The organism is Halomonas faecis, assembly GCF_010993975.1.
In the GTDB taxonomy this organism is placed as follows: domain Bacteria; phylum Pseudomonadota; class Gammaproteobacteria; order Pseudomonadales; family Halomonadaceae; genus Halomonas; species Halomonas faecis.
The window spans coordinates 40,980-53,604 of the sequence record NZ_JAACZO010000006.1 but is presented as its reverse complement, the minus strand read 5'-3'; the positions used below and the strand labels follow the sequence as shown (position 1 = coordinate 53,604).

The following is a 12,625-nucleotide window of genomic DNA, read 5'->3' as shown; positions in this document are numbered from 1 at the left end:
ATTGCCACGTAAGAGATTTCATTTGCCACGGAATCCACGGAAAGACACGGAAGAACGAATAATTACAGTATTTTTAGTTCCGTGTTTTTCTGTGTTCTTCCGTGGCGGACCATGAGCTCCGTGGCGAGTGTGAAATCAGGCCTTGACGATGTGGGGGGCGGCTTCGCGGTAGGTGCCGCGACTGTCGACGATCAGCTTGGCGTGCTGCTTGATCAGTTCGAAGTCGAAGCGGTCGTGGTCGGTGGCCAGTACCACGGCGTCGAAGCCGGCCAGGCTTTCGGCACTCAGCTCGACGCTGCTCAGCGCGAAATGGTGCTCGCGCATCTTGGGAAACACCGGCACGTGGGGGTCGCTGTAGCTCACCTCGGCGCCCTTGCTTTCGATGAGTTCCATGATTTCCACGGAGGGCGATTCGCGCATGTCGTCGACGTTCTTCTTGTAGGCGATGCCCAGCACCAGCACGCGGCTGCCCTTGAGCGCCTTGCCGTGGTCGTTGAGGCCGTCCATCAGCTTGCCGACCACGTATTCCGGCATGGCGCGATTCACCTCGCCGGAAAGCTCGATGAAACGGGTGTGCAGGCCGTACTCGCGCGCCTTCCAGGTGAGATAGAAGGGGTCGATGGGAATGCAGTGGCCGCCCAGGCCCGGGCCCGGGTAGTAGGGCGTGAAACCGAAGGGCTTGGTGGCGGCGGCGTCGACGACCTCGAAGATGTCGATACCCATGCGGTCTGCCACCACTTTCATCTCGTTGACCAGGCCGATGTTCACCGCACGGTGGATGTTTTCCAGCAGCTTGGTCATCTCGGCGGCCTTGGTGGAACTGACCGGCACCACGCGGTCGATGGCCGGGGCATAGAGCGCCTCGCCCACTTGCCGGCAGGCCGGCGTATGGCCGCCAACGACCTTGGGGATGGTGCGGGTTTCGAAATCCGGATTGCCGGGGTCTTCGCGCTCGGGGGAATAGACCAGAAAGACGTTCTCGCCCACGACGAGGCCATTTTCCTGCACCCGCGGCAGTAGCTCTTCTTCGGTGGTGCCGGGATAGGTGGTGCTTTCCAGCGAGACCACCTGCCCTTCGCGCAGATGCGGTTTCAGCGCATCGACGGTGTTCACCACGAAACTCATGTCCGGCTCGCGGTATTTGTTGAGCGGCGTGGGTACGCAGAGAATGATCGCATCGGCCTCGGCCACGCGACGGAAGTCCGTGGTGGCTTCGAAGCCGGAACCGGTCGCCCGGGCGACCTTCGCCGAGGGAATGTGCTCGATGTAGCTCTGGCCGGCGTTGAGGCGGTCGACCTTGTCCTGGTCGATGTCGATGCCGAGCACGCGAAAACCGATGTCGTTGTAGCGCAGCATCAGCGGCAGGCCGACGTAACCGAGGCCGACGATGCCGATCACGGCTTCCTTGGCGTTGAGTTTGTGCAGGAGGTTAGCGTGGGGTGATGTCATCGATCATCCAGTCGAACGGTGGTGTTGATAGAGCACCAGATTGACGAACAGCGCCTCGGAAACCACATAGGTTTCGCCCTCGTGGCGCAGGCGGTGCTGGAATTCGGGGCGCGCTTTGCGAAACAGCGGCGGGCGGCGCTTGCCCGGTTCGATGTGCTGGCCCAGGCCTTCGAACAGCGCCGCTTCGTTCACCAGCAGGAAGCCGGCGTTTTCGTTGTAGTCGATGGCGCGAATCTCGCTCATCTCAACCGTTTCGCCGCGGGCGCGCCGATGCGCCACCAGCCGCTGGCGCACCTCGCCGGTGGTCAGCGGCAGCGGGCAGAAGAAGAAGACTTCCGGCTTGCCGCAGCGGCGCAGCTCGCGGGTGATGCCGAGAAAGCGTGCCTCGCCCAGCAGGGCTTCCAGGGCTTCGTCGCCGGTTGGCTGCCCTTCCTCGGTGAACAGGAAGGGCAGCTCTTCGCGGGTTTCGTTGATCAGCCAGGCCAGGGGGCCGTAGGTGCCGGTTCGGCCCAGGCGGCAGGTGTGCAGGTTCGAGGCGCCGGAAACGCTGGCCGAGAGCTGCCCCTTGAAGACGTTGGTGTTCTGGCTGCGCCGCGGAATGATGAAATCGCCGTCGCGGGTGCGGTACAGGCAGTTGAGCCCCAGGTGGTTCTCCGGCTGGCTGGTTTCCAGCGTGGCGAGCGCGGGGCCGGGTTCAAGCATGTCGCGGTAGGTCAGCCCGCCGGGCAGTTCCACCTCCGGCAGCATGTTGGTGACCAGGTAGCTGTAGTAGGTGGCCTTCTCGAAGACCAGAGTGGCGCCTTCGGGGCCTCGTTCCAGCCCGGTGACGGCCATCAGTAGGCCGTTGTAGTCGTACTTTTCCAGGGCGTTGAAGCGCTTGAGGGTGATCTCCAGGGCCTGATCGGCCACGACCCAGGGCAGCTCGTACCAGTTGTCTTCCAGGCGAAACGCCAGATCCTGGATGGTGGCATCCGCCGGCGGCCGGTACTCGAGCAGCGACTGGCTGACGATGAGATCGCGCCGTCCGGCCAGGCGGCGCGTGTCGCCCGCTTCCAGGCCGATCTGCGCCCCGTAGTCGCCCTTCCCTTCGCGCTTCATGGCCAGGAAGCGGCTGTGCTCCTTGTAATAGCGCTCGACGTAGAACTGCGTATCCAGCGAATAGCGGACGTTCTCCATCCGCGATGAGGAGAAGTACAGCAGGAACAGCGCCGCCTGAATGAGCGCGAACTGGATGCCGTCCATGATCAGCGAGAGATCGATGCCGGCCAGCAGCGCCCGGAGCAGGGCGAAGCCGCCCACGACCAGATGCGCCACCAGGGCCGCCCCCAATACGTGCCGCCAGCGCGGGCGCGAGAAAAGAATGCTGAGGTATTGGGTAACGGTCATGGGTCAGTCGATGAGTGCTCGCTGTGCTTCTACCTCGATGGCATCCAGCACGTCTTCAGGTACCTGGTAGCGGAATTGCCGCCGGCGGTTGTTCGAGAGCCTTCCTTCATTGCTCAGGCACATCATCACCAGCCGAGCCAGATCGCTGCCGCGGATATCGAAATGCTCATCGATCGTACGGTAGACACGATCGAAGCAGGCCAGATAATGGGTCTCCGCCTTGAGATCCTCTTCCAGCGCCACTCTTGCCATTCGCAGTGTGAAGGCCACAGCAGGCGTGGCATCCCAGTATCGGTAGATGGCTTCGCTGCCGGTAAAGCGGAAGTCGTGATGGTCGGCATCGATCCAATTCACCTGCCAGTGCTGGCGCGCCGGCTTGGAGAAGGCCTCCAGCGCCGCCAGGTAGTCGGCCTCATGACGCTTCATGGCCACGGAAATGGGCAGCAAGTTGCCACGCTCCAATTCTCCGGCACGACACAGGGCATGGTGGATCAAAAAACGCGAGATTCGCCCATTGCCATCCATGAAGGGGTGCAGGAACACGAAGCCAAAGGAGACGACCGATGCGGATACCAGCGCAGGAACCGCCTCCGGTAGCCGATTCGCCCAGGCCATGAGCTCACCCATCAAGGATTCGCAAAGTTCCGGCGGAGGTGGCAAATAGCTGACTCCCAACGCTCCAGGCAGCCCGTTGTGGAGATAGTTCTGTTCGTGCCGGAAAGCCGCCGCCTTGTCGAAAGGGTTGCTGACCGTGCTGTTCTGCAATGTGACGAGATAGGCTTCGTCCAGGGGCATTCCTTCATGGGCCTGACGCAGCAACTGCATGAAGCGCTGCTGCTTGTCCGGCGTGGGAGACTCGCGTTCGATGGCGAAAGACGACTGAGTCTCGCTCAAGTAGGCCCACTGGATGGCGCGATCCAGCATGCCAGGCGGCAGCGAGGACACGAACGCCCGGGCCTGGGCCAGTATATCCTCATCGAGCAGTCGCTGTATCTCCGGCGTACGGCGTACCGTCGCACAGTAGCGCAAGGAGCCCAGACCATTGAAATCCACCCGCCAGCGGCTGTTGCGCACGCTGGGGCCCGTCACGTACTGCTTCGGTTCGAATAGCGGTACTGCACGCCCCCGAATCCGGGGTTCGATATCCAGCGGAGCGACGAAGGCCTCGTAGAGATAGGCCAACTTGCGCAGGTAAATGCCATTTGGAGATACCTGCAGCGCCTCGATAAAGGCTTCCTCCGGGAGGTGCGGCAATACCTGCGATAGAATGGCCAGATCGATGCCCTCATGCTTGAGGGCGAACAGGCAATGGGCCAGCAGGTCATCGTCCGGTGCGCGCTCCGCCGGCACGGCCAGACACTCTTCCAGCGTTACGATGCGTGTCACGGGCCGAACCATGGCTGGCCGAATCGGTTCGAAAACCCTCAGCCCTAACTGCTCTCGCAAGTACGCATAGCCCAGCAATTTCATCAGATAGCCGATACCACAGTGGTATTTCGTTCACTCCACCAAGAAAATCTTCATTCTGCAATGCTGGGCATGTTTTTTATTAACCTCAGCCAACGATACCGCGCCGGTCGAAGTCATCGAATGGAAGCCGGTCGAGTCTCATGACGTTGCGTGGGTAACCCGAATGAGGTGCCCTTTCGCGTTGGCCCAGGCTTCGATTGCGGCGGCCAGGGCGGCTTGCGCTGCCGGTTCGCCATGTACCAGCCGCACGTGATGCGGCGGTTGGCGCATGCGCTGGATGAAGTGCAGCAGGTCGCGCTGGTCGGCGTGGCCGGGCCGAGGCGTTATTGCTCGGTGAACAGGGCGTCGAGGCTGTCGGCGGTGATGATTCTGGCGACCCAGGCGTCGAGCTGTTCGTCGCTGGCCTGTGCCAGGCGCTCATCGGCCCAGGCGGGGACATCGCCAAATTTCAGTTCGATTTGTTTGCGTAGTGTACCTTCCACTCCTTCGTGGCGGCCCTGCTGCATGCCCTGCTGCATGCCCTGCTGCATGCCCTGCTGCATGCCTTCGGTACGTAAACGCTCTGCCAGTCCGGTCATGGCGGTGCTCTCCTGCGGGTAACGGGATTCGTAGAGTTGCCGCTCTGCGTCGCTGAGTCCCGAGTAAATATCGACAAAATCCAAGTATTTGATCCGTTTCTCGATATCGGGTTCCAGCGCCAGCAGACCCTTCATCGCTTCGGCGTAGATATCGACCTTCTGCTCCGGCGTCCACTTCATATTAGGGAGGTTCAGCCGGGCGACCAGGTTATCACTATCAAGATACCGCTCGGCGGGAGTCGCCGCCAGCACGCAGGCCAGGTAGTCGAATGCCAGATAGCGGTGCCGTTCGCTGCCCAGCGCCAGCTGGCGGGGTATCGCCTTCGCCTCTTCCTCAGCGAAGAAGGCCAAAGCCTCACGCGGGTAGTCGAGAATCAGGTTCTTGAAGTTCTGATCATGGCTGACGGAGCGAGGCATGTCGATTCCATTCCTGAGCCGCCTGATCGCGGTGGTGGTTGGCCATGAGCGCTTACTGCTGGTTTCCGGTCGATGAGCCGCAATGGGTAACCCGAATGACGTGCCCTTTCGCATTGGCCCAGGCTTCGATTGCGGCGGTCAGGGCGGCTTGCGCTGCCGGTTCGCCGTGCACCAGCCGCACGTGATGCGGCGGTTGGCGCATGCGCTGGATGAAGTGCAGCAGGTCGCGCTGGTCGGCGTGGGCCGAGTAGCCGCTGACGGTGTCGATGCGGGCGCGGATGTCGATGCGCTCGCCATCGAGTTCCACCCAGCCGCCCTGCGGGCCGTAGCGCTGAATGTCGCGGCCGGGGGTGCCGGCGCCCTGGTAGCCGATGAACACCACGGCGTGGCGTTCGTCCGGCAGCATGCGTTTCAGGTAGTTGACCACGCGCCCGCCGGTCGCCATGCCGCTGGCGGCGATCACTACCGCGGGGCGATGGGTGCGCGCCAGGTAGTCGACGATGCGTTCGTGCGCTTCGTGGCTCTCCACGGTGTAGAGGTTGTCGAAGCTGAGCGGGTGACGCCCGCTGCGCAGCCGGCGGTGGGCTTCGGCGTCCCACCAGGGTTTCAGCTCGCGATACACCTGGGTGAAGCGCGCGGCGAGCGGCGAGTCGACGACGATTTCCAGCTCGCGCCAGCGGGCGTCGCGGGCGCAGTGAATCAGCCCTTCCAGCTCGTAGAGCAGCTCCTGGGTGCGGCCGATGCTGAAGGCCGGCACGATGACGGTCCCGCCGTTTTCCAGGGCGCGGTCGATGGCGGCCTTCAGCCGTTCGCGGCGGTGGCGGCGGTCTTCGTGGCGGCGGTCGCCGTAGGTGCTTTCCAACACCAGGGTGTCGGCGCGGTACGGCGAGCGTGGCGCCGGCAGCAGCGGCGCGTAGGGGGCGCCGAGATCGCCGGAGAACACGGTGCGCTGCGCCCGGCCGCTGGCCTTGTCGAGGCTGTCCACCTCCACGTAGGCGGAGCCGAGAATGTGGCCGGCGCGCTGCAGCTTGACCCGCAGGCGGTGGCGCTCGTCGTCGAGCACGGTGTGCCAGCGCTTGTAGGGCAGCGCGACCAGACGGTGTTCCACTTCGTCGAGGAAGCGCTCGATCAGGGCGCGGTCGCGGGTGAAGCCGATCTTCAGCGCGTCTTCGATCACCAGCGGCAGCAGCCGGGCCGAGGGCACCGTGCAGAGGATCGGCCCCTTGTACCCCGCGGCCAGCAGGTAGGGCAGCCGGCCGATGTGGTCGATGTGTACGTGAGTGACCGCCAGCGCCAGCAGGTCGTCCACCGGGAAGGTGACGCGGTGCTGCTCCAAGCTGTCGAGGCGGTCGGCATCCTGGCCCTGAAAAAGCCCGCAGTCGACCAGCAGGGCGCGGTCCGCGGCGATCTGCAGCCGGTGGCAGCTGCCGGTGACGCCGTTGGCGCCGCCGTGGTGAAGCAGTTGCGGGTAGTCGTCCATGACTGCCAACCTCGATGTCCATCGGTCAGCGCCCGGGGCACTGGTCGACACTACTCACCCATCGCCGACATGACTGCGGCAAGCTTCTGATCGAAAGTCAGCAGGGTAAGCTCATATTCAAGAGCTGTCGCCGCAATGATGGCATCCGGCAACTTGAGGTTTCGAGACTGGCGAACAGCAATCGTTCTATCCTCGACTCCCTCAGTAAGAGAAAAGTATTGCAACTTACTGAGCCGCTCTGTAATGAGCTTTACCTCGTCGTTGGAGATTCCGGGAAAACCAAGCAGCTCCATTCGAGTAATCACGCTATAGCCACAATCCGACAGCCCAAGGCTCATGCTTGCGGCATTTTCCAGCACTTTCGGGGATGATTTCAGCAGCCCGAGGATATAATTTGTATCGAGCAGATACTTAGTTCCACTCGTCACGAAGCTGCTCCTGTATTTTCACTTCATCGGCAGCAAAGGTAACTGAGTGCTCTAGCCCACCTTGCAGAGACAGCAGGGAGTCACTTTCCTCGTTGCCTTCTACAACATGATGCTTCTCCCTCAGAAACTCGACAAAATCGAGGACTTCCCTCTGCAATGGTTCGGGAAGCCGCCCCACCTGTTGGGCAATCCGTTCTGTAGTGAGCATGTCTGGTGCTCCGATGTCGATCACGTCATTGAGCCATTTTAGCGCAGCGCGAGCGTGATTCCAGGGCTGGGCGCCTCAAGCTGGCGCGGCCAAGCTCCTACAGCGCTACCTCAACGCCCAACGCTGTAGTAGGTGAAGCCCTTGCGAGCCATGCGCTTCGGTTCGTAGAGGTTGCGGCCGTCGAAGATGACCGGGGCGCTGAGCTGCTGCCGGATGAGCTCGAAATCCGGCGCCTTGAAAGATTGCCAGTCGGTGACGATGGCCAGGGCGTCGGCGCCCTTGAGGGCCGCTTCCTTGGTGCCGCACAGGGTGAGCTCGTCGCGCGCGCCGTAGATTCGCTGCGCCTCTTCCATCGCTTCGGGATCGAAGGCCTGCACGCAGGCGCCGGCTTCCCACAGGGCTTCCATCAGCACGCGGCTGGGCGCTTCGCGCATGTCGTCGGTGTTGGGCTTGAAGGCCAGGCCCCACAGGGCGACGGTCTTGCCTGCCAGCTCGCCGCCGAAGTGGCGGTGGATCTTGGCGAACAGCGTGGTCTTCTGCTCGTGGTTGCGCGCTTCCACGGCCTTGAGCACGCGGGCGTCGAAGTCGATCTGCTCGGCGGTGCGGATCAGCGCTTGCACGTCCTTGGGAAAGCAGGAGCCGCCGTAGCCCACGCCGGGGTAGATGAAGTGGTAGCCGATGCGCGGGTCGCTGCCGATGCCGTGGCGCACCATTTCGATGTCGGCGCCCAGCCGCTCGGCGAGGTTGGCGATCTCGTTCATGAAGCTGATCTTGGTGGCCAGCATGCAGTTGGCGGCGTACTTGGTCAGCTCGGCGCTCTTCACGTCCATGACGAGGATCTTTTCATGGTTGCGGTTGAAGGGCGCGTAGAGTTCGCGCATCAGCTCTTCGGTGGCTTCGCTCTCGGTGCCGATGATGATGCGGTCGGGCTTCTGGCAGTCGGCAACGGCGCTGCCTTCCTTGAGAAATTCGGGGTTGGAGACCACGTCGAAGGTGAGCGCTTGCCGGCCGCGCTCGGCGAGCACGTCGCTCATGCGGGCGCGCACCTTGTCGGCGGTGCCCACCGGCACGGTGGATTTGTCGATGACGATGCGGTGCTCGGTCATGTGCCGGGCGACGGTTTCGGCCACGGCCAGCACGTATTGCAGATCGGCGCTGCCGTCTTCGTCCGGCGGGGTTCCCACGGCGATGAACTGCACGGTGCCGTGGGCCACGCCCGCGGCGGCATCGGTGGTGAAGCGCAACCTGCCGGCGGCGGCGTTTTCCTTCACCAGCGTTTCCAGCCCCGGCTCGAAGATGGGAACGATGCCCTGCTCGAGCTTGGCGACCTTGTCGGCGTCCACGTCCACGCACACCACGTGGTGGCCCACGTCGGCCAGCACCGCGCCCTGTACCAGGCCCACGTAGCCGGTGCCGAATACCGTGACGTTCATGCGTCGCTCCCTTTTTCGCCGCTTCGTTCGCTCGACTCTTCACGCAGGCTCTGGCGTACCAGGCTGGCGAAGTGCAGGAAAAAAACGCCCATCACCGCCAGCATGCCGCCCAGCACCACGCCCAGGGCGAGGATGAGCTTGCGATTGGTGCCTTGCTGCTCGAGGCTTTGCACCGCTACCTGGACGACCTCGCCCGGTTCCAGCTCTTCCAACTCGGCTTCGACCTCGAACATGCGCTGCAGCGCCCCGGAGACGATTTCCGCAGCGCCCATGGAGCGTGTTTCGGTGCCCTGTTCGAAGGTGCTTTCGAGGCTGCTGAGCTGACGCTCCAGGGCATTGCGGCGGCGTTCCAGCGCTTCGTCCTGATCCGCCTTGAGCCGCTCGAGCAGTGCCTGGTGATGCGCTTGCACGCGCTCGGCCTGGGCCTCGGGTGCCGTGCTGGAAAGCCGGACGATATGGGTATTGTCGGGGTTGGCAATGCGCGTGGAGAACGGCAGCGAGGTCAGGCCTTCCGCTTCGATCAGCTCGCGGGTCACCGGGCCGAGGTAGAGGTTCTCGGTGCGCGCCACCAGCGAGGCCGGCGTTTCCAGCGCATCACCGCCCCCGGCTTCGGCCACGCTGTAGATCGAGGTGTAGGTGTAGGCGGGTGTCTGCATCAGTGCATAGGCCAGGGCACCGAAGACGACGACGAGGAAAATGACGACCATGGCCTTCCAGCGGCGTATCAGCAGCTTGGCAAGATCGACCAGGGAAATTTCGTCGTCGGCATAGTGCTGCGGGCCCATCCCTTGCGGGCCGGGGGAAGAGGGAGTTTGGCTCATGGGGGTTCGCTTGGTCAGGTCTCGAATCGCTTTCGGGCCGTGGGGCGCGAAAAGCAAGAAGCGTGCGGGCACGCTACCGCCCGGGGATTGCAGCCGGGCGCTTTCCCTTGCCCTGTCATCGATACGTTGTTGTCGCGCCGTTCGGCGCTGTCGTTGTGTACTGTCAGCCTAGCCGAAACCCTGCGAACGGCCCGGCCAGGAGAGACGCATTCTACTGGATGCGCGCCAACGGCTCTACGACCTGCCGGCGGTACTTTGTTATTCATCGGTAATAAGCCAACTTAGTTTGTTGGCAGATGGCGACAACCCTGCCGGCCGCTCACCGATGCCCGCTGCAACGGCAGGCATAAAAGCGAACGACCCGCCAGCGGCGGCTGGCGGGTCGTTCTCGGCAGGCTACTCGTCGGTCGCGAGCGGGCCGGTTCAGCCGCGATACACCGGGAAGCGGGCGCACACGGCCTCGACCTTGCCCTTCACCTCGGCCTCGATGGCGGCGGTGTCGCCGCCCTTGGCCATGGCGTCAAGGATGTCGCAGATCCAGCCGGTGAGGTCGCGACACTCGGCCTCGCCGAAGCCGCGGGTGGTGACCGCCGGGGTGCCGATGCGCAGGCCGGAGGTCACGAAGGGGCTCTGCGGGTCGCCGGGCACGGCGTTCTTGTTGACCGTGATGTGGGCGCGGCCGAGAGCGGCGTCGGCGTCCTTGCCGGTGAGGCCTTGCTCGATCAGCGAGAGCAGGAAGAGGTGGTCTTCGGTGCCGCCGGAAACCACGTCGTAGCCGCGCTCGATGAACACGCCGGCCATGGCCTGGGCGTTCTTCACCACCTGCTGTTGGTAGCTCTTGAACTCGGGGGCCATGGCTTCCTTGAAGCACACCGCCTTGGCGGCGATGACGTGCTCCAGCGGGCCGCCCTGGCTGCCGGGGAAGACGGCGGACTGCAGTTTCTTCTCGATCTGCTCGTCGCCTTCGCTGGACAGAATCAGCCCGCCGCGCGGGCCGCGCAGGGTCTTGTGGGTGGTGGTGGTGACCACGTGGGCATGGGGCAGCGGCGTGGGGTAGACCCCGGCAGCGACCAGGCCGGCGATGTGCGCCATGTCGACCAGCAGGTAGGCGCCCACTTCATCGGCGATCTGGCGGAACTTGGCCCAGTCGATGATCTGCGAGTAGGCCGAGAAGCCGGCGATGATCATCTTGGGTTCGTGCTCGCGGGCGAGATTGGCGACTTCGTCGTAGTCGATGCGCCCAGCGGCGTCGATGCCGTACTGCACGGCATGGTAGTGCTTGCCGGAGAAGTTGGGCTTGGCGCCGTGAGTGAGGTGGCCGCCGGCGTCGAGGCTCATGCCCAGCACGGTGTCGCCCGGCTTGATCAGCGCCTGGAAGACGGCGGCGTTGGCCTGGGAGCCGGAGTGCGGCTGGACGTTGGCGTAGCTGGCGCCGAACAGCTGCTTGGCGTAGTCGATGGCCAGTTGCTCGACCACGTCGACGTACTCGCAGCCGCCGTAGTAGCGCTTGCCGGGATAGCCTTCGGCGTACTTGTTGGTGAGCTGGCTGCCCTGGGCCTCCAGCACACGCGGGCTGGCGTAGTTCTCGGAAGCGATCAGTTCGATGTGCGCTTCCTGGCGGGCGACTTCTTTCTGCATCGCTTCGAACAGGGCGTCATCGAAACCGGCAATCGTCATGTCACGGCTGAACATCGGCGGGAAACCTCGCGTCACGGGGAGAATCGAAGGCCTAGATGATACCGCAGCGGCGACCGCCTTTCCTATGAAAGGCGGTCATGGAGTGATGGAGGATTTCTCAAGCACCCTTTAGAGGGGTCACCGCTGGAAGTTGAGCATCCGTTCCAGGGGCTCGAGGGCGCGGGTGCGCAGGTCGGCGTCGACGTGGATCTCGCCGGTGCCTTCGCGCAGGGCCCCGGCCAGGTTGTCCAGGGCGTTCATGGCCATCCACGGGCAGTGGGCGCAGCTCTTGCAGGTGGCGCCGTTGCCGGCGGTGGGCGCTTCGAACAGGGTCTTCTCGGGTACCGCCTGCTGCATCTTGAAGAAGATGCCGCGGTCGGTGGCCACGATCAGCTTGTCGTGGGGCAGCTCCTTGGCGGCCTTGATCAGCTGCGAGGTGGAGCCGGCCACGTCGGCGAGCTCCACCACCGAGGCCGGCGATTCGGGATGCACCAGCACGGCGGCCTCGGGATAGAGAGCCTTGAGATCTTCGACGCCTTTGGCCTTGAACTCTTCGTGAACGATGCAGGCGCCATCCCACAGCAGCATGTCGGCACCGGTCTGCTTCTGGATGTAGCCGCCCAGGTGCTTGTCGGGCGCCCACAGGATCTTCTCGCCACGCGCTTCGAGATGCTCGATGACGTCCACGGCGATGGAGGAAGTGACTACCCAGTCGGCGCGCGCCTTCACGGCGGCGGAGGTGTTGGCGTAGACCACCACGGTGCGCTCGGGGTGGGCGTCGCAGAAGGCGCTGAACTCGTCGGCGGGGCAGCCTACGTCCAGCGAGCAGGTGGCCTCCAGGGTGGGCATCAGCACGCGCTTCTCGGGCGAGAGGATCTTGGCCGTTTCGCCCATGAAGCGCACGCCGGCCACCACCAGGGTCTCGGCCTCGTGGCGGGCGCCGAAGCGCGCCATTTCCAGCGAATCGGCCACGCAGCCGCCGGTTTCCTCGGCCAGCTGCTGGATGGCGTCGTCGGTGTAGTAGTGGGCCACCAGGACGGCATTGTGGGCCTCGAGCAGATGCTTGATCTCCTCGATGCGCGCCTCGTCCTCGGCGGGAATACGGGTGGGGCAGTAGGTGCGTGCGAGCTGCTCGCGCAGGTCGGCACGGGAGGTCATGATCGTCATCGTGTCTACCACTGTGACCGGCAGGGAATCCCCCTGCGTGTACCGGGAACATCGCGTTCGCGCGCTCCGCGCGGGCGATGCGCCTGAGGCTGGCCGCTGCGTCTGTCGCGT

The 12,625-nt window shown here is 63.9% G+C and carries 12 protein-coding genes; all 12 read right to left on the bottom strand.

What is annotated here, in order from left to right:
* Window positions 1–135: 135 nt before the first annotated feature.
* The 12 genes from wbpA to nadA all read right to left on the bottom strand — a co-directional run bounded on the left by wbpA (window position 136) and on the right by nadA (window position 12,514).
* The gene (wbpA, locus tag GFD32_RS03850; protein WP_089683458.1) at window positions 136–1,449 is read right to left on the bottom strand and encodes a UDP-N-acetyl-D-glucosamine 6-dehydrogenase; all 1,314 of its coding nucleotides are present in this window, start codon (window positions 1,447–1,449) and stop codon (window positions 136–138) included.
* A gap of 3 nt (window positions 1,450–1,452) precedes the next feature.
* Complete coding sequence (locus tag GFD32_RS03845) at window positions 1,453–2,835, bottom strand: hypothetical protein (RefSeq protein ID WP_163575247.1); 1,383 nt, start codon at window positions 2,833–2,835, stop codon at window positions 1,453–1,455.
* Between the two features lie 3 nt (window positions 2,836–2,838).
* Complete coding sequence (locus tag GFD32_RS03840) at window positions 2,839–4,221, bottom strand: Fic family protein (protein ID WP_205599033.1); 1,383 nt, start codon at window positions 4,219–4,221, stop codon at window positions 2,839–2,841.
* Window positions 4,222–4,443: 222 nt separating this feature from the next.
* The gene (locus tag GFD32_RS03835; RefSeq protein ID WP_276208788.1) at window positions 4,444–4,632 is read right to left on the bottom strand and encodes an MBL fold metallo-hydrolase RNA specificity domain-containing protein; all 189 of its coding nucleotides are present in this window, start codon (window positions 4,630–4,632) and stop codon (window positions 4,444–4,446) included.
* A complete protein-coding gene (locus GFD32_RS19920) occupies window positions 4,629–5,300 on the bottom strand; it encodes a hypothetical protein (RefSeq protein WP_163575244.1) in 672 nt (223 codons plus the stop codon). The genes GFD32_RS03835 and GFD32_RS19920 overlap by 4 nt, the downstream gene beginning before the upstream one ends.
* A gap of 52 nt (window positions 5,301–5,352) precedes the next feature.
* The gene (locus GFD32_RS03825) at window positions 5,353–6,780 is read right to left on the bottom strand and encodes an MBL fold metallo-hydrolase RNA specificity domain-containing protein (RefSeq protein WP_163575243.1); all 1,428 of its coding nucleotides are present in this window, start codon (window positions 6,778–6,780) and stop codon (window positions 5,353–5,355) included.
* Between the two features lie 50 nt (window positions 6,781–6,830).
* Window positions 6,831–7,208 (bottom strand): type II toxin-antitoxin system VapC family toxin, encoded by a 378-nt coding sequence (locus GFD32_RS03820; protein WP_163575242.1) that lies wholly within the window; start codon window positions 7,206–7,208, stop codon window positions 6,831–6,833.
* Window positions 7,192–7,416, bottom strand: coding sequence for a DUF2281 domain-containing protein (locus tag GFD32_RS03815; RefSeq protein ID WP_089683465.1), 225 nt, complete (start codon window positions 7,414–7,416; stop codon window positions 7,192–7,194). Before GFD32_RS03815 ends, GFD32_RS03820 begins: the two co-directional genes overlap by 17 nt.
* A 110-nt stretch (window positions 7,417–7,526) precedes the next feature.
* A complete protein-coding gene (locus tag GFD32_RS03810) occupies window positions 7,527–8,849 on the bottom strand; it encodes a UDP-glucose dehydrogenase family protein (RefSeq protein WP_163575241.1) in 1,323 nt (440 codons plus the stop codon).
* A complete protein-coding gene (locus tag GFD32_RS03805; RefSeq protein ID WP_240455543.1) occupies window positions 8,846–9,670 on the bottom strand; it encodes a Wzz/FepE/Etk N-terminal domain-containing protein in 825 nt (274 codons plus the stop codon). The genes GFD32_RS03810 and GFD32_RS03805 overlap by 4 nt, the downstream gene beginning before the upstream one ends.
* Window positions 9,671–10,093: 423 nt before the next feature.
* Window positions 10,094–11,362, bottom strand: a complete 1,269-nt coding sequence (gene glyA / locus GFD32_RS03800) for a serine hydroxymethyltransferase (protein ID WP_163575275.1) — start codon at window positions 11,360–11,362, stop codon at window positions 10,094–10,096.
* 123 nt (window positions 11,363–11,485) lie between these two features.
* On the bottom strand, window positions 11,486–12,514 hold the full coding sequence (nadA, locus tag GFD32_RS03795; RefSeq protein WP_163575240.1) for a quinolinate synthase NadA: 1,029 nt from the start codon (window positions 12,512–12,514) through the stop codon (window positions 11,486–11,488).
* Between the last annotated feature and the right edge of the window lie 111 nt (window positions 12,515–12,625).

Bases quoted from the DNA above. Each gene is read 5' to 3' on its own strand.
- nadA (WP_163575240.1), bottom strand. From the start codon at position 12,514: ATGACGATCATGACCTCCCGTGCCGACCTGCGCGAGCAGCTCGCACGC.
- glyA (WP_163575275.1), bottom strand. From the start codon at position 11,362: ATGTTCAGCCGTGACATGACGATTGCCGGTTTCGATGACGCCCTGTTC.
- GFD32_RS03825 (WP_163575243.1), bottom strand. From the start codon at position 6,780: ATGGACGACTACCCGCAACTGCTTCACCACGGCGGCGCCAACGGCGTC.
- wbpA (WP_089683458.1), bottom strand. From the start codon at position 1,449: ATGACATCACCCCACGCTAACCTCCTGCACAAACTCAACGCCAAGGAA.
- GFD32_RS03845 (WP_163575247.1), bottom strand. From the start codon at position 2,835: ATGACCGTTACCCAATACCTCAGCATTCTTTTCTCGCGCCCGCGCTGG.
- GFD32_RS03810 (WP_163575241.1), bottom strand. From the start codon at position 8,849: ATGAACGTCACGGTATTCGGCACCGGCTACGTGGGCCTGGTACAGGGC.
- GFD32_RS03805 (WP_240455543.1), bottom strand. From the start codon at position 9,670: ATGAGCCAAACTCCCTCTTCCCCCGGCCCGCAAGGGATGGGCCCGCAG.
- GFD32_RS19920 (WP_163575244.1), bottom strand. From the start codon at position 5,300: ATGCCTCGCTCCGTCAGCCATGATCAGAACTTCAAGAACCTGATTCTC.
- GFD32_RS03815 (WP_089683465.1), bottom strand. From the start codon at position 7,416: ATGCTCACTACAGAACGGATTGCCCAACAGGTGGGGCGGCTTCCCGAA.